We start from the raw sequence: 21,497 nt of genomic DNA, 5'->3' as shown, positions 1-21,497 counted from the left end.
GTACATGAACAATGCCTTACCAGAATCCCAACCAAACTGAACTGCCCGACGTTATGTTCGATGCCATCAGGCTCGGCTTGTCCGGCGCAATTATCGCCGACTTCCCGGTGACGCTGGCAGACATCCGGCACGCCGCCGAGAGCGTTGAGGGACTCGAAGTTTTGAATTTCGGCACCACGACGAACCGCTTGCAGGTTTCTATCCCCATAGAAGAAGAGGATGGGCCGCGGCTAGGCGAGGCGGTTTTCGACCTGCACTTTCTGCCCGGTGCTTCGCCACTTCGCCTTAGCGCACGGACGGCGCTGACGATCAACCCGCAGAAGTGGTTGCGCGAGCGGCTGGGGGGTGAGGACGGATGTGGACCTGTTGGCCTCGATGGAAACAGCAACGTGCTGGGGGCAAGAGACGACATCCCGGAGCTCCTCGATCAGGCGCTGGACCTTGTGGATGAGGTCTTGGCACTAAGCCTCTACCAGCTCGATCAGGCGCTTCCCGAAGGCGCGGAATGGCGCTGGGATTCGTTTTTGATCAAGGCGGCTGAGGTGTGCAGGGACATCAAAACCGATGATGCGGAGGGAGTGGTTCGTCGCGTACAGCATGCGGCGATGACAGGAGCGGTTCAGGCGGTCCGCAAAATGTACTCGCCTGTGTGCGAGGATGGAAATGGGCCGATCACGTTGCGATGGGTTCAGGGAAAGTCCAAGCATGAGTTGAAGGTCTACGCGAAGCGGTCGGATTTGGTGCGGATCGAACTGGCCAGTCGGCACAGGACTGCGGTGTGTAACCTTGGTCGCGACCGCGCTCGCGCCGAACAGCCGAGCGGAGTTCGTGCACTTCTTAAGCAATTCGCGATAGATGCCGTCGGAGAGGTAGAACGGCTGGACGAGCACGTGCGCCAGTCGGTGACCTCGACGCCGGACACTGTCGGCTTGCTGACAGCATTGCTGCCGCTGTTGAACCTTGCTGCGGGCAACAGACGTGGCCGTGGTCCCGCTCCCGACTTGCCTTCGATTGAGGGCGCACGACATGCGGTGACCAGCTTGCTGCAAGCTGGCATGTTCGATGCGCGCCCCATCGGTCGAGGGTGCGCTGCCCGGAGGGTACTGGAGGAACTCGCCGTGGGGGATGGACCGTTGCTTCGGCAGAAGGGACTGATGGTCTACTACCTCAACCCGATCTTTGCCGCTTCGTCACAACAAGTGACGGCTGTGGGGATGTAACTTTTCAGATCGATTGGAGGGAAGGGAGAGCCCAAAACTCTGTCGTCCGGTGAACCCTGTAGGAGAGGTTGTAGAGCGGTCGGCCTGTGCGCCAATTCACGTGAGTCGTGCTTTGCTGGCTATACTACCTCTCCAAACTCTTCAGATCGGCGCGGGCCTGATAAGTGGGAGGCGTTGTCCGGCTGCAATGGTGGCATCCAGTCGGGTGAGTTTTGCGAGGCTGATGGGCCGCTGGCCGTTGCTTTGGGTGGCGCGGGCGGCGGTCCATGGCATTGCGCCGGGGCCGTTGTAGACGACGCGGACGTTGGCGCCGCGGGTGCGGTGGAGGACGAGGAGATGGTCGGGTTCGTGGCGGATGGCGACAGTTCGGCCTTGAGTAAACTTGATTTCCACGCGGCGGCCGGTGGGGCACAGGGCGTCGTGCGCCATGGTCGATGCGGGATTCAGGGTGAGGTCGAACATGTAGGCGGCGATGACCTCGCCGATGCTGCCCACGAGGTGTCCGTCGAGCGTGAACTTGCGGCCGGGGAACAAGGCTTCAAGGCGTTCGGCGGAACCGTAGAGGGAGTCGAGCAGGGTTCGAACCTCTGCCCAGTCGACTTCAGGCATGGGTCAGGCGGGTTCCAGTTCTCGCACTTCCGCTGGTTCGAGCGCCTCGTGCAGGATGGCTTCGAGCAGGCGTTGGCGGGTTTCGTCGCCGGTGGCGAGGCTGGCTTCCAGCCGGTCGCACAGAGACATGAGTTCGTTTATTCTTTCTACAATGCGGCGTTGTTCGGTGAGTGGGGGAATGGGAACAAGGAATTCACTGTAGTCCGATCCCTCAATTCGGCACGTTCCGTGGCTTGATCGCTGGACGCGCATCAGCATTTCAGGCTTAAGCCCTTTTAATGCTCGAAGCAGGTATTCCGCGATTTCCGGATTTTTCAAAACAACTGCTTTCATGTCTTGATTAATTGTCAAAGAAACTTTGGAAATTGCGACTGGAAAGCTGTGAGCAAGGATCATCCCGCGAACTACAAACAGTAGGCTGTTGGGGGCGATAAGATTTACTGCTGAGCTTGAAATCGCTGTCTCGGTAATACTCATTTGAGCATCCGAGAGGTAGTCGACTTTCATGTCCTTGGGCGACACCCATGGGATGCTACCGCTCCAAAAGTCATCGCGTGACTTTGCGGGCGTTCCCCCACCCATAAGTTTCCCAAGGGAGGAAATGCGGGACCAAGACCACGCGGGTGGAATTCGAAATGGCAATTCGATGGATTTGCCTAGCGACTCATCGAAACAATCCGCGGGCCCGTCTGAAGCCTGCTGTTCCACCAGCTTCCCCCGCACAGCTAGGTTCAGGATCGTCTGGCGCAGTTGCTTGATCTGGTCGGCGCGAGTGGTGACGGCGCTGAGATTGTCGAGCACGAAGCGGGCGTGGGTGGTGAAGGTGGCCGGATCGGGATCGGGCGCGTTCAGGCGGGCGAGGCTGGCCGCTGTCAGGCGGTCGCGGGCGGCTTCCCGCTCCTTGCGGGCCTCTTCCAGCCGGTCGCACAACGCCAGGAGCTCGTCGACCTTGGCGACGATGCGGTGCTGCTCGGCGAGTGGGGGAAGTGGGAATGCATAGGTATTCAGAGACCGCCCGGTGAAATGCTTGATGCCCGTGCCCGTAAAGCTATCTGCCAACCTGCCATCATCGGCGCTAGCGCGAAGCGCAAAAACGAAGAAATCCGCCGAAATGAATTTTTCGAACCTGACGCGGTGCAAGGCTTTCTGGAAGTAAATTTCCTCAGACGAGCCTCGCCAAACGGCAGCCCGCCCCGGTTCGCCGCCCTCGCAGATCAGGACGTCGCCAGAGTGAAGCGCAAATTCTGCTAGTTCATGATCTTCGAACGGCATGTCGAGGAGGTCGTTCAAGTCGAACCCAAACCACCGCACATTGACATTGCGCAGGTACCGCTTCGGCGAGCCTCGGTTTTTAGCCTTGTCCAGCATCTTACCTAGCCGGGCATCTGCTACCGAGCCGACTGATACCCATGCCCAGTTTTCAGGGATGTCGAAGGCGCCGTTGGGAAGGGGAACCGCGCCGATGGTCTTGAGGCACTGGGCAACAGTATTGTCGGCAGAGTCTTGGGCCACCAGCTTTCCACGTATGGCCAACTCCAGAACGAACTGGCGCAAGCGCTCGATCACGTCCGGCGCCTCAGCCATGCGCTCGTAGTGCGCCAGCAACTGTTCTGGGTTCATCGTGCCAGCGCCTCGGCGAGAATGGCCTTCAGCTGGTCGCGCAGGTTTGCCGCTTCTGCCTCTACCACGTCGAGTTCCCGGAGCAGCTCCTCTGGATCGCCATGGTCCTCGGCCTCGCTGTGCGGGTTCTTGATGTCGAGGTTGTAGCCGCGGGCCTTGATGTCCGCGATGCTGACCTTCCATGCCTGCCGGCCTTCGACGCGGCCTTTGCGGTCGGCGGCCCCCCACCAGTCCATGCAGGGCTGGAAATGCTCCAGCCGGATCGGCTTGGTCATGGAGTAGGCCTTCTGGCCGGCGGGCACCTGATGCTCGTAGTACCAGACCTCGCTGGTCGGCTCGCCCTTCTCGAAGAAGAGCAGGTTTGTGCCGATGGAGGCATAGGGCCTGAAGACGCTGTTGGGCAGGCGGACGATGGTGTGTAGGTTGCACTCTTCCAGCAGGTGCTCCTTGAGGCGCGTTTTCACGCCTTCACCGAAGAGTGAGCCATCCGGCAGCACCACGGCGCCGACGCCACCTTTACGCAGCAGGCGGATGATGAGGGCCAGGAACAGGTCGGCCGTCTCGCGCGTGCGGAACTGCGGCGGGAAGTTGGACTCGATGCCGTCCTCCTCCTTGCCGCCGAACGGTGGGTTGGAGAGAACCACGTCGACACGGTCCTTCTGCTCCCAGCTGATATAGGGACGGGCCAGCGTGTTGTCGTGCCGGACGAAGCTGGCGTCCTCGACGCCATGCAGCAGCATGTTGGTGACGCAAAGCATGTGCGGCAGCGGCTTCTTTTCGACTGCGCGCAGGCCAGACTGCATGAGCGCCTCGTCCTCGGGGCGCTTCACATGCTTGTCTCGCATGTGGCGGATCGAGCAGGTGAGGAAGCCACCGGTGCCGCACGCGGGGTCGAACAGAACCTCGCCCGGCTTTGGGTCGATTCGATCGACCATGAACGCGGTGACGGCGCGGGGGGTGTAGTATTCGCCCGAGTTGCCGGCCGATTGCAGGTCGTTCAGGAGCTGCTCGTAGACATCGCCGAAATGCTGGCGCTCGGACAGGTCGTTGAAGTCGACGTCGTTGATCTTGTTGACCACCTGCCGCAGCAGTTGGCCGGATTTCATGTAGTTGAAGGCATCCTCGAACACCTCGCGCACGACGACGCGGCGATCACCCTTCTGGCCGGAGGGTTGAAGGCCCTTCATGGCCGGGAAGAGCTCGCCGTTGACGAAGGCCAGTAGGTCCTCGCCCGTCATGCCCTCGGGATCAGCGGCCCACGTCCGCCACTGGAACTTTTCAGGCACGGGCGACTGGTAGCCCGGCCGCATGAGCTCCAGCTCCTGGTCCTGATCGTCGATGATCTTCAGGAAGAACAGCCAGCACAGCTGACTGATGCGCTGGGCATCGCCGTCGACGCCGCTGTCCTTGCGCATGATGTCCTGGATGGATTTGACGAGAGTGCGGACGGACATGGACTAGGCAGTTTCCTGATAGAGTTCGGCTTGGAGCTCGTGCACGGCATGCTCGAAACCTTCGCGGCCGCCAAACGCCTTGATAAGCTGGAGCGGCGTTCCGAGGTTGGTGAAGGGCGAGATGCGTAGCACGTTGGTGTCGTCGAGGTTGATGACGCCCTCGTCCTGATACTTTGCCAGCAAGGCATCAAGCACCGACCGGGCCTGGTCCCCATATTTTCCGAACACGTCGCGGCGGCGCACGTTGTCGACGCGCTGGCGGCGGGTGAGCGGCTTGGCGTCGAAGGCGACATGGCAGATGAGGTCGAAGGGATCGAGGTCCTTGCCGAGTTCTTCAGCGATGATTTCGAGCGAGAGGCCCTCGGCTTCCAGTTCGTCCAGGATGGCCTGCTTGCGCTCGGTGCCTTGCCAGCGGCGCAGGAAATCGTCGAGGCTGGCGAAATGACGGCGTAGGGCCTTCTTGGTGAAATCGCGCAGAGACTCAGTGACCAGCTTGCCGTTCTCGTCGAGGTACTCGACCCGTTCGGCCACGATGGTGGCGCCGATGCCGTCGACGTAGACCTTCTTGGACTTCTTCCGGACGTCATCCGGATCGAAGGTGACGTCCGGCTTGTCGACGATCACCTCGTCTTCGCCGGGCTCGTCCGGCAGCCGGTTGCCGTCGTCATCGATAGGCGGCTCGTCATCCGGGGGCACGATGGGGTCTTTGTCGCCCGGTTCGTAGATCTGTACGGGCTCGCCATCGAAGTCGGGATCGGCGAAGTGGTTGGTCGCCCCGCGGAAATCCATGAGGGTGAAATAGTACTTGTGGGTGTCCTCGTGCACACGGGTGCCGCGGCCGACAATCTGCTTGAATTCAGTCATGGACCCAACCTCGCGGTCGAGCACGATCAGACGGCAGGTCTGGGCATCCACTCCGGTGGACAGGAGGCGCGAGGTCGTGACGAGCACGGGGTAAGCGACCTCGGGATCAATGAAGTTGCCAAGCTCGGCCTGTCCCTCCGGATCGTTGCCGGTGATGCGCATGACATAGCGGTGGTTCTTGGAGACGAGGTCCTGATTCTCGTTAATGAGGGCTTGGCGCATCCGAGCCGCGTGTTCCTGATCGACGCAGAACACGATGGTCTTCTGCATCCGGTCGCCGCTTTCCTTCAGGAATTCGGTGACCTTGCTGGCCACGATGCGGGTGCGGTCGTCGATGACCAGATTTCGATCGAAGTCCTTAGTGTTGTAGAGGCGATCCTCTACCTCCTCACCGTCGCGATCGAGTTGTCCCTTCTCTGGCCGGTAACCGGACACATCATGATCGACGTGAACCTTGACGACCTTGTAGGGCGCGAGGAAGCCGTCACGAATGCCCTGCTTCAGGGAGTAGGTGTAGGCCGGCTTGCCGAAGTAGGCGATGTTGGAGGTGTATTCGGTTTCCTTGGGTGTCGCCGTGAGGCCGATCTGGGTGGCATCCGAGAAGTAGTCCAGGATTTCGCGCCATGCCGAGTCCTCGCCTGCGCTGCCACGGTGGCATTCGTCGATGACAATGAGATCGAAGAAGTCTGGCGAGAATTCGCGGTAGAGCTTTTGCCGGTCGTCTGGGCCGGTGATGGCTTGGTACAGGCCGAGGTAGATTTCGTAGGCGGTGTCGACCCGGCGCTTCTTGTCGACGGCCAGCGCGACATCAGTGGTGCTTCCATCGACTCGCTCGATCGTCTTGGACTTGGACGACAGCTTCGCCATCGCGGCGCCGAAGGGCCGGAAATCGTTCACCATAGTTTGGTCGACGAGGATGTTGCGGTCTGCAAGGAACAGGATGCGCTTCTTGCGCTTCGCCTTCCACAGGCGCCAGATGATCTGGAATGCCGTGTAGGTCTTACCCGTACCAGTCGCCATGACGAGGAGGACGCGGTCGTCTCCTTTGGCAATGGCCTCGATGGCGGCGTTGACCGCATTCACTTGGTAGTAGCGCGGGGTTTTGCCGCTGCCGTCATCGTAGTAGTCCTGAAGGACCACTTCCTCTGCCTCGGGGGAAAGGCTCTTCCAAGTAAGGTAGCGCTGCCAAAGGTCGGCGGGAGAGGGGAATTCGTCCAGCTCGAGAGTGACTTCGCCCGCACCGGTGGGTGAACTGCGGTCGTGGAAGACGAAGCCTTCGCCGTTGGACGAGAAGACGAAGGGAATGTCGAGGGTCTCGGCGTAGTCGAGCGCCTGTTGCATGCCGTCGCCGACGCTATGCGTCTTGTCCTTGGCCTCTATGATGGCGATGGGCAGGTTCGGCTTGTGGTACAGGATGTAGTCGGCGCGCTTGCCTTGGCCGCGCGTCACCAGCTTGCCGCGCACGATGATGCGGCCCTTGGTGAAGCTGACCTCCTCACGGATCTGCAGCATCTCGTCCCAGCCGGCGTTGCGCAGGGCAGGCGTGATGAACTTCGTGCAGACGTCCCGTTCGCTTAGAGTGCGCTTGCTCATCTTTTTCCGAAAACCCCCAGTCGCATCAAAGAGGTAGAAGCACACGGAGGCAATTGCCAGCCGTTCATGACGGTCCGAAACTGTCCCTGCTAGATGACCCTGTAGGAGAGGTGTGTTGAGGAGGTTGAGGAATTCCCTTCCTCCCGAGGCGTACTGTGCGCATCCTCCAAAAACTTCATCCAGATTTAGGTAAATCTCCCTATAGCACAGTGAGTTGTGGCTTTTGGCCTGAATCGCACGGGGGATAGGTGAGTAACATCGAACAATTGGAGCGCCTGCAGAGCCTGCGGGAAGGCGGGGCACTGACCGATGCCGAATTCCAGATAGAAAAGCAGAAGCTGATTTCAGGGGAGAACCAAGGTGGCTCTGGGCGCTGGCGACTGTTCGCCGTGGCAGCTGGAGTGGGTGCGGTGGTGATCGGCGGCGCTATTGTCGCAATGGGCCATGGCTCGCCAAGCGCGATTTCCTCTTCCGCGCCGACTGCATCGTCAAGCGCAGTGGCGGGTGATTCGGGCGAGGGCGGTCTGGCCGAAGCTGTGAAGGAAGATGAGGCGGGCGGCGACAGTGCTGTCGCGGCATTGCAGTTTGCAGTTTCGCCCGAGGCCCTTGGAGCCAATCCGGCGTACTTGGAGCAACGTCTTGGCGTTCCCAAGGTGAAGACGAAGCACCAACTCGTTTTCGAAGTGAGCGGTTGCCGCGTGGACTACGGGGTCGAGGGCAATGCCGTCAGCAGCATTGACGCCGACGTCACGGCGAGTTGCCAGCCAACCGTCCAGGGTGCGAAAATCACCCCATCGACAACCTATGGCCAGATCCACAGGAAGCAGCCTTCAGGAACCTACATTGCCAGCTGTCTCTCGGGGTGTGGCAATGCAGCGGACCCTACGGTGGACTTGTCCTACCCCGGGTCACGTTCGAACCAGTTCCTCGGCATCCACTACTCCGCGGGCTACGATCAAGTCAGCAGCGCTCTGGAGCGTTGGGACAAGGCTGTGCGAGCTGAGCGAGGGCTGGGTGAATTCGACACACCGGATGACTACGAAGCATTCTCGTGCGTCGCCGGGCCTCCGGAAGATGTTTCGGCACAGCTGGAAAAGGTCCGAGTGCGGCACATCCAAATCCGCGAAGAGGTTGACGTCGCATCGTGCTGATTGGCAGATGAGGGTTTGGCGCGCGTTGGCTGGCGCGCGCCATGTTCCTTCAATGCGCTCGAACATGGGCGTTGGCTCACTTTCCTCACTGGCGGGGCGAGGCGACCGGCAGGAGACTTGGAATGAATGTCGGTGCGAGCACATCGCGTTGGCAATTCTTCGGTTTTACGCCCACAGGTTTCCCACCGGGCTCCCCTCCTATGCCTCCGGGGTTGATGCGGGTGTCCGCGTGTCAGTGAGGCGCGGAGGGGCGTATTTCGGACAGGTGACTGAGGCGGAAGTCTGCAGATTAGGCGGCCTTGGGGCATCTGAGGGTGCCTGCAAAAGGCTGTAAACCGGGCTTTTAATCAGCGGGTCACAGGTTCGAATCCTGTCGGGCTCACCATCTTTCGCGCATCGTGACATGAAAAAGGCCCCGCAGGTTCCGCCTGCGGGGCCTTTTTGCGTTCCCGCACCCGTCATCCCCGCCTTCGCGGGGATGACCAGGGGTATTTGAAGCAAGCGGTGCTCTGGTATCAGAACCCCAGGTCCTCGATCTTCCCGTCGAAGTTGCCGCCCAGCTTGTTGTTCGCCGCCGCCAGCTTCTCGCCCGGCACGCCGGCGAGGTAGCCGTCGATGATGCGCTGGTAATTGCTGATCAGCCCCTCGACCTGGCTGGAGAGGCGCATGAACTCGAAGCCCGAGGCGTGCAGGCCCTTCTGCTGGAGCGGGATATTGGAGTAGTCCTGCCGGGGGATCGGCGGGAAGTCCTGGCTGTCGAATGGAAGCACGATGGGTTCCATGACGGGCTCGGGCTCCTGTCCTTCGGGGAAGAAGGTCAGTGACCACAGTTCGAAGAAACAGCTTTCCGGCCCCAGCGGACGAATGCGGTAGGCCGACATCGAACTGAAGTAAGGCAGCAGGAAATAGTTCGGGAACAGGAACTCGACGGCGTTGATCGGGTCGGACTGCGACACCGCGATGAGGTCGGGAATCGGTTCGCCGCGTTCCTTCAACTGGGCCGAGACCTGGTGCATGACCATGCCCAGCCACATCATCATGGCCTGGCTCTTGTCCTCGGGCAGCCCCTGCGTCGCGTGCTGGAGCGATCTGGCGATCTCCACTTCCTTCTCGTGGAGCATGCCGGCCATGCCTTCGCTGAGCAGTTCCATGTTCTTGATCTGCGCGGCGATGTTTTCCTCGAGGGTCAGCGCGGGGTCGGCCAGCATAGGCGCGCGGCTGGGATTGTCGGCCATCGCGTACATCGAATTGTACATGGTCGGCACCGCGTGTTGCAGCTGCGGGTGCGTCTGCATGACGTGGTAGCCTTCCATGAAGGCTTCCATCGCGATCTTCCAGTTTGCCGGGAGCACGGTGCCGTAGCACCACTCCGCGCGCAGCTTGTGGAGGTTGTGTGCTTCCAGCCGCTCCGCCAACGGGCCGATGCTCTCGCGAACGGAGGGCGCGTCGTCATCGTGGTTGATCCATACGCAGCCGCCGAAGACTTCGGCGCGGCAGGGGATGAGGTTGATGTCGTCCTCGTCCAGCTGGCGCTCGGAGAACAGGTGCTTGCCGTAGACCATGGTGTTCTCGCCATCCATGTTCCAGCGCCAGCCGTGGAAGGGACAGACGAAGCCCGATTTCGCGCAGTTGCCATGCGCCGTCGCGTGCGAGGAGCCCAGTGGTGATCCCCCCGCGAAGGGTACGCCGCGGTGGCGGCAGGCGTTGTTGAAGGCCTTCACGCCGGTCCTGGTGCGCACGATGATGACCGATCTGCCGACGTTCTCGTACTCGATCCAGTCGCCGACCTCGGGAATCTGCTCCTCGCGGCAGGCCATCTGCCAGACGTTGGGCCACAAGTGGTCCAGCTCGGCCTGGTAGAATTCGGGGTCGTAGTAGCGCTTGACCGGGATGCGTTCGGGATCGTCGATCGGGAACGGCACCGGCCGCAGGCCGCCGTCTGCTGATTTGAGCACTTCCCAATACCTCTCGCTGTTACTCTCGTTCGTATTGAACCAGTGTATAGCGTGAGGAGCGGGAGGCAATCACCACCCGGCTGACGGTAATCGCGGGCGCGGTAATTGGAGGCGATCGAGAGGGCGAGGGGGCTTCGACAAGCTCAGCCTGAGCGGAATTTAAAGACCTGATCTCGATACCGCTCAGGCTGAGCTTGTCGAAGCCCCCGCCGATAGCGCGCACCTGCAAGCCGTCCGCGACGACGAATCCGTCACGCCGGCTTCACGAAGCTGTCGAGCACGCGCTTGTTGCCCGCCTGCTCGAACTCGATCTCCAGCTTGTTGCCTTCCTGCGCCATCACCGCGCCGTAGCCGAACTTCTCATGGAAGACGCGCGCGCCCACGGCGATGTCGGAGCGCGGCTTGGCGGCGAAGCTGGCGGCGGAGCGGGTGCTTTCGACCACGCGCTTGGGGCTGGCGTCGTATTCCTTGGCGGCAGCGCGCTGCCAGCCGGGGCCGCGCGTGACGATCCGCGAGGGTTGCATCCGCGCCACGTCGGCGAAGGGATCGGCGTGCTCCGACCACTGCGCCCGCCACAGCGAGGCGCCGCCCGACAGCGTCGTCTCGGAATCGACGTGCTCCTCGGGCAGTTCGGCGATGAAGCGCGAGGGGATCGAACTGGTCCACTGGCCATAGATGCGCCGGTTGGCCGCATGCAGGATCGTGCACTTCTTCTTCGCCCGCGTGATCGCGACATAGGCGAGGCGGCGCTCCTCCTCCAGGCTGGCGAGGCCGCCTTCGTCGAGCGAGCGCTGCGAGGGAAACACGCCTTCCTCCCAGCCGGGCAGGAACACGTTGTCGAATTCCAGCCCTTTCGCCCCGTGCATGGTCATGATCGTGACCTTCTCCTCCTCGGCCGCGTTCTCGTTGTCCATGACGAGGCTGACGTGTTCGAGGAAGTCGCCGAGGCTGTCGTATTCCTCCATCGCGCGCGCCAGTTCGACGAGGTTCTCAAGCCGCCCGTTGGCCTCGGCGGTCTTCTCCGCCTGCAGCGCGTCGGTGTAGCCGCATTCGTCGAGCACGGTGCGCAAGAGGTCGGCGGGGCCTTCGGTGGCGGACAAGTCGCGCCAGCGCGCGAAGTCGCGCATCAGCGCGAGGAAGGTGTTGCGCGCGCGGGCGGGAAGTTCGTCGGTGTCGGCGATCTCGATCGCGGCGTTCGACAGCGGGATGCCGCGATTTCGCGCCAGCCGGTGCAGCGCCTCCAGTGCCCTGGCGCCGAGGCCGCGCTTGGGGGCGTTGTAGATGCGCTCGAACGCGAGGTCGTCGGCGGGCTGGGCGATGACGCGCAAGTATGCCAGCGCGTCGCGGATCTCCGCGCGTTCGTAGAAGCGGAAGCCGCCGACGATGCGATACTTCATGCCGATGGAGATGAATCGGTCCTCGAATTCGCGCGTCTGGTACTGCGCGCGCACGAGGATGGCGATCTGGTCGAGCGGGGCGCCCTGACGCTCCAGCCGCTCGATCTCGTCACCGACGCGGCGGGCTTCCTCCGGCCCGTCCCAGACGCCGACGACCTGCACCTTGTCGCCCGCGTGCCGCTCGGTCCACAGCGTCTTGCCGAGGCGCTGGGTGTTCTCGTCGATCAGGCCCGAGGCGGCGGCGAGGATCTGCGGCGTGGAGCGGTAGTTCTGCTCCAGCTTGATGACCTTGGCGCCGGGGAAGTCCTTCTCGAAGCGCAGGATGTTGGCCACTTCGGCGCCGCGCCAGGAATAGATCGACTGGTCGTCGTCGCCGACCACGCAGATGTTCTGGCGGCCCTGCGCGATCAGGCGTAGCCACAAGTACTGGACCTGGTTGGTGTCCTGATATTCGTCCACCATGACGTACTTGAAGCGGTTTTGGTACTGCTCGAGCACATCGCGGTGGGTGCGCAGGATGTTGAGCATGTGCAGCAGCAGGTCGCCGAAATCGCAGGCGTTCACCGCCTTCAGCCGGTCCTGATAGAGCTTGTAGAACTTCTGGCCCTTGCCGTTGGCGTAGCTTTCGTTCTCTCCGGCGTCGAGGTCCTGCGGGTTCAGGCCGCGGTTCTTCCAGCGGTCGATGCAGCCCGCCAGCTGGCGCGCGGGCCAGCGCTTCTCGTCCAGCCCCTCGGCCTGGATCAGCTGCTTGAGCAGGCGCAGCTGGTCGTCGGTGTCGATGATCGTGAAGTTGCTCTGCAGGCCCACCAGCTCGGCGTGGCGGCGCAGCATCTTGGCGGCGACGGCGTGGAAGGTGCCGAGCCAGGGCATGCCCTCCACCGCCGGGCCGATCAGGTGGCCAACCCGCTCGCGCATCTCGCGCGCGGCCTTGTTGGTGAAGGTGACGCACAGGATCTCGCTCGGCCACGCAAGGCGGCTGTGTACGAGATGGGCGAGGCGGCGGGTCAGCGCCGCCGTCTTGCCGGTGCCCGCGCCCGCCAGCATCAGCACCGGGCCTTCGGTGGTCAGCACGGCCTCGCGCTGGGGATCGTTGAGGCCGTCGATCAGCGGATCAGAGGAGGGGGCTTGCAGGTTGTTCACCGTGAACAACTAGGGAACGGCATGGCCCGGTGCAAGCCCGGTTCGTCGCAGCGGAGGAACAATTGCCGGTGCGCTTCGTCGTTCGATCACAACGAAGACATAAACGGAGAGTGAGAAATGCGTAAAGTTCTGCTCGCCGGCTCTGCTGCCCTCAGCTTGTTGGTGGTCCCCGCCGCCATCCATGCCCAGAGCGACCCTGCCGCCCCTGCCGCTTCCGAAATGCCCGCCGCGCCGCCATCTGCTCCGGCTCCGGCCATGCCGCCTCCGGCCGCCTCCAGCGCGGCCGCGCCGACGCTCACGCCCGAGCAACAGGCCACGTACGACAGCTGGACCCCGGCGCAGAAGTCCGATTACGAAAGCTGGCCGAACGACTACAAGGTCTATTACTGGACGCTGAGCATGGATCAGCAAAAGGGCTATTGGGCGCTGACGGCCGACCAGCGCGGCCAGATCTACAAGATGACACCCGAACAGCGGCAGATGGCCTGGAATTCGGTGCTGCAGCAGCTCAAGGGCGAGACGCCTGCGACGCCTCCGGGGCAGGCCAACCCTCCGGGACCGGGCGTGCCGACCGAAGGCGTCCCCGATCCGCAAGCCGCGAACCAGGCCGCGCGCCCGGCGATGCCGGCGGATGAGACCTATCAGGGCGGTCCGTACAAGGGCGCGCTGACCCCGCCGCCTGCGACCGCGATGGACAAGACCTATCCGGTCTGCAGCAAGACGGTGACCGATGCCTGCCGCAATCGCGGCGGGAAGTAGGACGCGTAAATTCCTTCCCGAGACAAGCTCGGGGAGGAATTTGCAAACAAAGCCCGTCATCCCACAAAACCCGTCATCCCAGCGAAGGCTGGGACCGCTGGCCTGTTACGGCCAATTATCGTCAGGACGCCCTGCTGAGGGTTGGGCTTTACACGACCAGCGGTCCCAGCCTTCGCTGGGATGACGGGGTTGTGCGTGCAGTTAGCGCACGCGGAAACGCCCGCTGGCGAGTGCGGGCATTACGCCGGGGAATTCAACGCAACCGAAGTGAACATCGGGTCGGCGTCGGGAGCGTCCAAGCAGGGACGCGGGGTTTTGTTTTCCGTGAAGCTCTGGCGAGCGGCCGGGTAACTCACGGTGCAGCCCGGCTCGACCTGTATTCCATCGGAAAGTCCCATGTGGCCGTCGTTAGGGTTCGCATCGTTATCGGCCGAAGGCTATCCGGGATGGCCGTCCCAAGTCCTGCCGTGTGTCGCAGGAACGTATGGACGGCGTTTCCGGTAGCGCAGAGACAGTCCGGGTCTTCGAACGGACGCGTGGTTTGCGTAGCTACGGCTGAAACCGCATCCCGGCCCACGACGCCGACCCGATACACCGGAGCGACGTGATCATTCGCCGCTCCGGATGCTGGGCTATATAACCCATGTGGTTATATTTGTCAAGGACGAGCGCGCTCAGAACCGGTACGACAGGCCCGCGCTCAGCACCCACGGGTCGAGGTCGTGCTTCGTTTCCAGCACCTTCGCCCCATCGGCATAGAAGCTGGCGGTCGGCTTGATGAAGTACTTCTTGGCATCGAGCGTCACGCCGTAGCCGCTCTGGCCGAGCGCGATGTCCACGCCCGCCTGCAGCGCGACGCCGAAGGAATTGGACATCTTCACCTTGTCCACGCCGAGCGCCTGCGCGGTGGCGCCGGGCTTTTCGTCGAACACGAAGAACAGCGCGGGGCCGGCGCCGACATAAGGCTTGATCGGGGTGCCGGTGTCGAGGTGGTACTTGGCGGTCACGGTCGCGGGCAGGATCAGCACGTGATCGACAAGCCGCGTGCCCGCAAGGTCCGCCGCACCGCCCACGTGATGTTGGGTGAAGCAGCAGATCGTCTCGACCGAGACGGCCTTGGTGAAGAAATACTCGACCGCGAGGGTGGGCACGACGTTGTCGTTCGCCTTCGCGTCGACGTCGGTGACGCCCATGCCGGTGAGCGTGGTGGCAAGGCCCGAATCGATCGACTTGACCTTGTCGATCCCGCCGTCCGGCAGCACTGCCGTGCCCAGCACCTTGACCTGAAACCTGCCGTCCGGGCTTCCGGCCATCGCGGGCGTGGTGAAGGCAGTGGCCGCAAGCGCGGCGGCGAGCAGGGTGATCTTGCGCATATCGCTGTCTTTCGAATGACCGCCGGGGCTGCACCATGCATGTCCCCCCTCTTGAGCGGCCCTTGCGGTTTGCGCTTCATGCAACCGGGATGAATTGATCGGGCGCAAGTCGGGGAGAATTTTGCTGTCGCCCCGTCGTCCCGGACCTGATCCGGGACCGGTGGCTGTCTTTAGGCGCGTGCTGCCCGGCGGGGGCTTCGACAAGCTCAGCCTGAGCGGGACTGATAACCTCTCCTCTCAACACCGCTCAGGCTGAGCTTGTCGAAGCCCCTGCTGCGCGCACCGCGAGGCGGGCCGTTCACGGCCAGCGGTCCCGGATCAGGTCCGGAACGACGAGGGTTTTTGATCCCCGTCAATGCGACTCCCGGCTCCAGCGCCCAAGGCGGACCCTGATCAGCAACTCATCTCGAAAAGAGACAGCTTATGGTTTCGGTGCTGGCGCGGGCAGGCGTGTGGCTTGCCGTGCTCTTCCTTGCCGTGATGGCCTCCGCGCTGGCGGTGGATCAGGGCTTCGCCATCCACATGGGGATCGTCGCCATCGCGGCGATGACCGCCTTGTGGTTCACCTTGCGCGGCGCCGACTACGACGGCATCGCCCGCGGCGTGCTGCGCTTCCCCGATCAGGGCCGCTATGACGACGACCCGATCCGCTGGGGCATGATCGCCACGGTGTTCTGGGGCATGGCGGGCTTCCTCGCGGGCGTGTTCATCGCCGCGCAGCTGACCTGGCCCTGGCTCAATCTGGAGCCCTACCTCAACTTCGGCCGGGTGCGTCCGCTGCACACGTCGGCGGTGATCTTCGCGTTCGGCGGCAATGCCCTGATCGCGACGAGCTTCTACGTCGTCCAGCGCACCTGCCGCGCGCGGCTGGCCTTCCCCGGCCTCGCCCGCTTCGTGTTCTGGGGCTACCAGCTGTTCATCGTGCTGGCCGCCACCGGCTACCTCCTCGGCATCAGCGAGGGCAAGGAATACGCCGAGCCCGAATGGTACGTCGACTGGTGGCTGACCATCGTGTGGGTCTGCTACCTCGCGGTCTTCGTCGGCACGATCGTCAGGCGCTCCGAGCCGCACATCTACGTCGCCAACTGGTTCTACCTTGCCTTCATCGTCACCGTGGCGATGCTGCACGTGGTCAACAACCTCGACCTGCCTGTCAGCCTGCTGGGCTCCAAGAGCTACCCGCTGTTCGCGGGCGTGCAGGGGGCGCTGGTGCAGTGGTGGTACGGCCACAATGCGGTGGGCTTCTTCCTGACCGCCGGCTTCCTGGCCATGATGTACTACTTCGTGCCCAAGCAGGCCGAGCGGCCGGTCTATTCCTACCGACTGTCGATCATCCACTTCTGGTCGCTGATCTTCCTCTACATCTGGGCGGGGCCGCACCACCTGCACTACACCGCGCTGCCCGACTGGGCGCAGACGCTGGGCATGGTGTTCTCGATCATGCTGTGGATGCCGAGCTGGGGCGGCATGATCAACGGCCTGATGACGCTCAACGGCGCCTGGGACAAGGTCCGCACCGATCCGATCATCCGCATGATGGTGATGGCGCTGGCCTTCTACGGCATGAGCACCTTCGAAGGCCCGGTGATGAGCATCAAGAGCGTCAACTCGCTCTCGCACTATACCGACTGGACGATCGGCCACGTCCACTCCGGCGCGCTGGGCTGGAACGGGATGATCACCTTCGGCGCGATCTACTACCTCGTGCCGCGCCTGTGGGGCCGGGAGCGGCTCTACTCGCTGCGCATGGTGAACTGGCACTTCTGGCTCGCGACGCTGGGGATCGTGTTCTACGCCGCCAGCATGTGGGTGGCGGGCATCACCCAAGGCCTGATGTGGCGCGAATACGGGGCCGACGGCTACCTCGTGAACTCCTTCGCAGACTCCGTGGCGGCGCTCCATCCGATGTATGCGCTGCGCGCCTTCGGCGGCGCGCTCTACCTCGCAGGCGGGGTCATCATGACGGTCAACGTCTGGGCCACGATCCTCGGCAAGCTGCGTGAGGAAAAGCCCCTGCGCGATGCCGCCTACGACGCGGCGCAGGATCGTCCGATTTCTGGCCGCCCGATCCTCGCGAACTGACGACGAACAGGGACAAGAACCATGACCACCATCGTCGAACGCCACAAGACGCTCGAGAAGAACATCACCCTGCTGGGCATCTGCGCGCTGGTCGTCGTCGCCATCGGCGGCATCGTCGAGATCGCGCCGCTGTTCTGGATCGACAACACCATCGAGAAAGTTCAGGGCGTGCGCCCCTATACCCCGCTGGAGCAGGCGGGCCGCGACATCTACGTGCGCGAGGGCTGCTACGTCTGCCACAGCCAGATGATCCGCCCCTTCCGCGACGAGGTGGAGCGCTATGGCCACTACAGCCTCGCGGCGGAATCGATGTACGACCATCCGTTCCAGTGGGGCTCCAAGCGCACCGGGCCGGACCTTGCGCGGGTGGGCGGCAAGTATTCGGACAGCTGGCACGTCCAGCACCTGACGAACCCCGAAGGCGTCGTGCCCGAATCGGTGATGCCGAAGTACGGCTTCCTCGCCGAGCGTGACCTGCAAGTCGCCGACCCGGCCGCGAACCTGACGGCGCTGCGCCGCGTGGGCGTGCCCTACACCGACCGCGACATCACCAGTGCGCTGGCCGACCTCAACGCGCAGGCCGACCCGGAAGCCGATCCCGGCGACCTGCTCAAGCGCTACCCCAAGGCGCAGATCCGCGACTTCGACGGCGACCCCAGCCGCGTGACCGAGATGGATGCGCTCGTCGCCTATCTGCAGGTGCTGGGCACCATGGTCGACGTCAACGCCGCCGCCGCGCAGGAGCAGTTGGCGAAGGAGAAGGGCCGATGACCTTCTCTCTCAGCACTCACTCCACCTACGACATGCTGCGGCATCTGGCCGACAGCTGGGGCCTGCTGGCGATGCTGGTGGTGTTCGTCGTGCTGATCGCCTGGCCCTTCCGGCCCGGCCACCGCGCGAAGAACGACGCCGCCGCGACGATGATCTTCAAGGACGAGAACGATGGCTGAGCATCATCCAAAAGGACGCCTCGACGAAGCCACGAACACGGAAACCGTCGGCCACGAGTGGGACGGGATCGAGGAACTCAACACCCCGCTGCCGCGCTGGTGGCTCTGGACCTTCTACGCCTGCATCGTCTTCGCGCTGGGCTACAGCGTGGTCTATCCGGCGTGGCCGATGCTTTCGAGCGCGACGCAAGGCACGCTCGGCTGGACCAGCCGGGGCGAGCTGGACAAGGACATGAAGGCCGCCGCCGCCACCCGCGCGAAGACAGTCGCGGCGCTGGCGGACATGAGAATCGAGGAGCTGCCGAAGCACCCCGAACTGATGCGCGCGGCGGTGGCGGGCGGCGCGGCGGCGTTTAGGATCAACTGCGTCCAGTGCCACGGCGCCGGCGCGGCGGGGTCGAAGGGCTTCCCCAACCTCAACGACGACGACTGGCTCTGGGGCGGCGATCTGAAAACCATCGAGACGACGTTGCTCCACGGCATCCGCCAGCCCGGCGACGAGGCGACGCGGCAGTCGATCATGCCCAACTTCGGCAGCGATGGCCTGCTGACGGCGGCGCAGATCGACGCGGTGGCAAGCCATGTCCTCTCGCTCTCGGGCAAGGCGCGGGGCAATGCCGAGGGCGCGAAGCTGTTCGCCGACAACTGCGCCGTGTGCCATGGCCCCGCAGGCAAGGGCAGCCGCCAGTTCGGCGCGCCGAACCTGACCGACGCGATCTGGCTCGACGGCGGCACGAAGGACGATGTCGTCGCGCAGGTCAGCAAGCCGCACATGGGGGTGATGCCCGCGTGGAACGGCCGCCTCGATCCGGTGACGATCAAGATGCTGGCGGCCTACGTCCACTCGCTGGGCGGGGGTGAACAGGCGCTTGCGCCCGAGCCCGAAGCTGCCGCCACCCCCTGACCCGTCATTCCCGCGAAGGCGGGAACCCATCTGATGACCGTGCAACATGCCAGTTCAGGAGATGGGTCCCCGCCTTCGCGGGGATGACGGAGAAAAAGGAAGCACTCCCAGGCGGGACAAGTACCATGAACAAGCCCCCCGACATGACCCAGCTCTCGCTCTACGCAAAGCGCGAACCGGTCTTCAATCGCCGCATCGACGGCAAGTTCCGCCGCATCAAGTGGGCGATCATGGCGCTGTGCCTCGCGGTCTACTGGGTCACGCCGTGGCTGCGCTGGGACCGTGGCCCTTACGCGCCAACCCAGGCGGTGCTGATCGACCTCGCCCACCGCCGCTTCTACATGTTCGGCATCGAGATCTGGCCGCACGAGTTCTACTTCGTCGCGGGCCTGCTCATCATGGCGGGGATCGGCCTGTTCCTCGTCACCAGCGCGGTGGGGCGGGCGTGGTGCGGCTATGCCTGCCCGCAGACCGTCTGGACCGACCTGTTCCAGCACGTCGACCGCCTGATCGACGGCGACCGCAATGCGCGAATGCGGCTCTACAAAGCCCCGTGGGGACCGGCCAAGATCGCCCGGCGGCTGGTGAAGTGGGCGATCTACCTCGCCATCAGCCTCGCCACCGGCGGCGCGTGGATTTACTACTTCGCCGACGCGCCCACGCTTTGGACCGAATTCTGGAGCGGCACCGCCGATCCCGTCGCCTATGCCACCGTGGCGACGCTGACCGCGACCACTTTCGTGCTCGGCGGCTTCATGCGCGAACAGGTGTGCATCTACATGTGCCCCTGGCCGCGCATCCAGACCGCGATGACCGACGAGAAATCGCTGACCGTCACCTACAAGGACTTCCGCGGCGAACCGCGCGCCAGCCTCAAGAAGTCGCAGAAAGCGCCCGACGTGTTCGGCGACTGCATCGACTGCAACCAGTGCGTCGCCGTCTGCCCCACCGGCATCGACATCCGCCAGGGCCCGCAAGTCGGCTGCATCACCTGCGCCTTGTGCATCGACGCCTGCGACCGGGTGATGCGGGACATCGGCCGCCCGCGCGGGCTGATCGACTACGCCACGCTGGACGACAGCGAGCGCGAGAAGGCCGGACAGCCGCCGACGCGCCACCTCAAGCTGATCTGGCGTCCGCGCACGCTGGCGTATCTTGCGGTCTGGGCGGGCATCGGCCTTGCCCTGCTGTTCGCGCTTGGCACCCGCGTCCACACCGGACTGACCGTCGCCAAGGATCGCAACCCGCCGTACATCCTCCTGAGCGACGGCTCTGTGCGGGGCGCCTACACCTTGCGCCTGCGCAACATGGAGGGCCGCCCGCGCAGGATGGAGATCGCCATCGTCGGTCTCCCCGGCGCGGTGATGTGGACCGACGACAGCGCCCGCGCCGATGCCGCCCGTACCCTCACCCGCACGATCCCCGCCGACGCTACGCTGCCTCTGCGCGTCTACGTCGTCGCCCCGCCGACAACCGCCGCGCAGGACTTCACCTTCCGCGTCACCGCCGAGGGCGAGGCGCGCGAGACCGCCCTATCCGAAGTGACCTTCGACACGCCGCAGGAGGCGACCCCATGACCGTGCAGACCCGCAAGCCTTTCAACGGAAAGCATATGACCGCGATCCTCGTCGCCGGGTTCGGCGTGGTGCTGGCGGTCAACGTGACGATGGCGACGCTCGCCAGCACCACCTTCGGCGGGATCGTGGTGGAGAACTCCTACGTCGCCAGCCAGGACTTCAACCGCTGGCTGGATGAAGCGGCGAAGGAGAGGGCGCTGGGCTGGCGGCTGGCAGCGCGGCGCGGGGCCGAGGGCAGGGTGGTTGTGGATCTGACCCCTCGTCGTCCCGGACTTGATCCGGGACCGCTGGCCATGACCAGCCCACCTTCCGGCGAGGCGCCCACGGCCGGCAAGGCGCCCGCAGATGGCGCGCGCCTAAAGACAGCCACCGGTCCCGGATCAAGTCCGGGACGACGGGAAGTGCTCACCGCCGTGGCCCGCCACCCCCTCGGCCGCCTCCCCGACACCGCACTCACCTTCCGCCGCGAGGGCGGGCACTGGATCAGCACCCGGCCGCTGCCCGCAGGCCGCTGGACCCTGCGCTTCGATATCGAGGCGGATGGCCGCCAATGGCGCACCGAACAGGAGATCGGCGCATGAACGCGATCACACCCCCGCCGTCGGTCCCCGCCGAAACCGCACTCGATACCGCGCCCAGCATCGACAGCCGCTTCACCGTCCCCGGCATCCGCTGCGCCGGCTGCATCGGCAAGATCGAACGCGGCCTCGGGCTCGTCCCCGGCGTGGCTTCGGCGCGTGTGAACCTCTCCGCCAAGCGCGTCGCCGTCAGCCATGCCGAGACGCTCGATGCCGAAACGCTGATCGAGGAGCTGCGCAAACTCGGCTTCGAGGCCGAACGCGCCGCCGA

General features: G+C 63.9%; 17 protein-coding genes. 10 read left to right on the top strand and 7 right to left on the bottom strand.

What is annotated here, in order from left to right; all coding sequences use genetic code 11:
* Positions 1 to 53 precede the first annotated feature (53 nt).
* On the top strand, positions 54 to 1,220 hold the full coding sequence (locus tag LH128_RS04720; protein ID WP_172704940.1) for a hypothetical protein: 1,167 nt from the start codon (positions 54 to 56) through the stop codon (positions 1,218 to 1,220).
* 141 nt (positions 1,221 to 1,361) lie between these two features.
* Here the strand turns inward: LH128_RS04720 and LH128_RS04715 are convergent, their stop codons facing one another.
* The 4 genes from LH128_RS04715 to hsdR are packed head-to-tail and all read right to left on the bottom strand — an operon-like array spanning position 1,362 to position 7,360.
* Positions 1,362 to 1,829 (bottom strand): DUF6998 domain-containing protein, encoded by a 468-nt coding sequence (locus LH128_RS04715; RefSeq protein WP_008828433.1) that lies wholly within the window; start codon positions 1,827 to 1,829, stop codon positions 1,362 to 1,364.
* A 3-nt stretch (positions 1,830 to 1,832) separates the two neighbouring features.
* Positions 1,833 to 3,449, bottom strand: a complete 1,617-nt coding sequence (locus LH128_RS04710; RefSeq protein ID WP_008828432.1) for a restriction endonuclease subunit S — start codon at positions 3,447 to 3,449, stop codon at positions 1,833 to 1,835.
* On the bottom strand, positions 3,446 to 4,903 hold the full coding sequence (locus LH128_RS04705; RefSeq protein ID WP_008828431.1) for a type I restriction-modification system subunit M: 1,458 nt from the start codon (positions 4,901 to 4,903) through the stop codon (positions 3,446 to 3,448). The genes LH128_RS04710 and LH128_RS04705 overlap by 4 nt, the downstream gene beginning before the upstream one ends.
* Positions 4,904 to 4,906: 3 nt before the next feature.
* On the bottom strand, positions 4,907 to 7,360 hold the full coding sequence (gene hsdR, locus LH128_RS04700) for an EcoAI/FtnUII family type I restriction enzme subunit R (RefSeq protein WP_008828430.1): 2,454 nt from the start codon (positions 7,358 to 7,360) through the stop codon (positions 4,907 to 4,909).
* A gap of 248 nt (positions 7,361 to 7,608) precedes the next feature.
* Between hsdR and LH128_RS04695 the strand changes: the two genes are divergently transcribed.
* Complete coding sequence (locus LH128_RS04695; RefSeq protein WP_008828429.1) at positions 7,609 to 8,511, top strand: SHOCT domain-containing protein; 903 nt, start codon at positions 7,609 to 7,611, stop codon at positions 8,509 to 8,511.
* A 515-nt stretch (positions 8,512 to 9,026) separates the two neighbouring features.
* Here LH128_RS04695 and LH128_RS04690 read toward each other — a convergent pair.
* Both LH128_RS04690 and LH128_RS04685 read right to left on the bottom strand, forming a co-directional pair.
* Complete coding sequence (locus LH128_RS04690) at positions 9,027 to 10,466, bottom strand: aromatic ring-hydroxylating oxygenase subunit alpha (protein WP_008828428.1); 1,440 nt, start codon at positions 10,464 to 10,466, stop codon at positions 9,027 to 9,029.
* Positions 10,467 to 10,717: 251 nt separating this feature from the next.
* Complete coding sequence (locus tag LH128_RS04685; protein ID WP_036524088.1) at positions 10,718 to 13,003, bottom strand: ATP-dependent helicase; 2,286 nt, start codon at positions 13,001 to 13,003, stop codon at positions 10,718 to 10,720.
* 117 nt (positions 13,004 to 13,120) lie between these two features.
* Here LH128_RS04685 and LH128_RS04680 point away from each other — a divergent pair, with 117 nt between their 5' ends.
* Complete coding sequence (locus LH128_RS04680) at positions 13,121 to 13,762, top strand: hypothetical protein (RefSeq protein ID WP_008828426.1); 642 nt, start codon at positions 13,121 to 13,123, stop codon at positions 13,760 to 13,762.
* 674 nt (positions 13,763 to 14,436) lie between these two features.
* On the opposite strand, the gene LH128_RS04675 is transcribed toward LH128_RS04680, so the two are convergent.
* Positions 14,437 to 15,135, bottom strand: coding sequence for an OmpW/AlkL family protein (locus LH128_RS04675; protein WP_008828425.1), 699 nt, complete (start codon positions 15,133 to 15,135; stop codon positions 14,437 to 14,439).
* A 423-nt stretch (positions 15,136 to 15,558) separates the two neighbouring features.
* Here LH128_RS04675 and ccoN point away from each other — a divergent pair, with 423 nt between their 5' ends.
* From ccoN to LH128_RS04640, 7 genes are all read left to right on the top strand, one after another.
* Positions 15,559 to 17,217, top strand: coding sequence for a cytochrome-c oxidase, cbb3-type subunit I (gene ccoN / locus LH128_RS04670; protein ID WP_008828424.1), 1,659 nt, complete (start codon positions 15,559 to 15,561; stop codon positions 17,215 to 17,217).
* A 21-nt stretch (positions 17,218 to 17,238) separates the two neighbouring features.
* Positions 17,239 to 17,988, top strand: a complete 750-nt coding sequence (gene ccoO / locus LH128_RS04665) for a cytochrome-c oxidase, cbb3-type subunit II (RefSeq protein WP_008828423.1) — start codon at positions 17,239 to 17,241, stop codon at positions 17,986 to 17,988.
* Positions 17,985 to 18,167, top strand: coding sequence for a cbb3-type cytochrome c oxidase subunit 3 (locus tag LH128_RS04660; RefSeq protein ID WP_008828422.1), 183 nt, complete (start codon positions 17,985 to 17,987; stop codon positions 18,165 to 18,167). The genes ccoO and LH128_RS04660 overlap by 4 nt, the downstream gene beginning before the upstream one ends.
* Positions 18,160 to 19,071 (top strand): cytochrome-c oxidase, cbb3-type subunit III, encoded by a 912-nt coding sequence (gene ccoP, locus LH128_RS04655; RefSeq protein WP_008828421.1) that lies wholly within the window; start codon positions 18,160 to 18,162, stop codon positions 19,069 to 19,071. The genes LH128_RS04660 and ccoP overlap by 8 nt, the downstream gene beginning before the upstream one ends.
* Before the next feature lie 125 nt (positions 19,072 to 19,196).
* A complete protein-coding gene (ccoG, locus tag LH128_RS04650) occupies positions 19,197 to 20,648 on the top strand; it encodes a cytochrome c oxidase accessory protein CcoG (protein WP_008828420.1) in 1,452 nt (483 codons plus the stop codon).
* Positions 20,645 to 21,229, top strand: a complete 585-nt coding sequence (locus LH128_RS04645) for a FixH family protein (protein WP_008828419.1) — start codon at positions 20,645 to 20,647, stop codon at positions 21,227 to 21,229. Before ccoG ends, LH128_RS04645 begins: the two co-directional genes overlap by 4 nt.
* The coding region (locus LH128_RS04640; protein ID WP_008828418.1) for a heavy-metal-associated domain-containing protein at positions 21,226 to 21,497 on the top strand (272 nt) is incomplete at its 3' end. The genes LH128_RS04645 and LH128_RS04640, both read left to right, overlap by 4 nt.

It is taken from the genome of Sphingomonas sp. LH128 (assembly GCF_000293195.2).
GTDB classification, from domain to species: Bacteria; Pseudomonadota; Alphaproteobacteria; order Sphingomonadales; family Sphingomonadaceae; genus Novosphingobium; species Novosphingobium resinovorum_A.
This window is presented reverse-complemented; position numbering and strand designations above follow the sequence as displayed.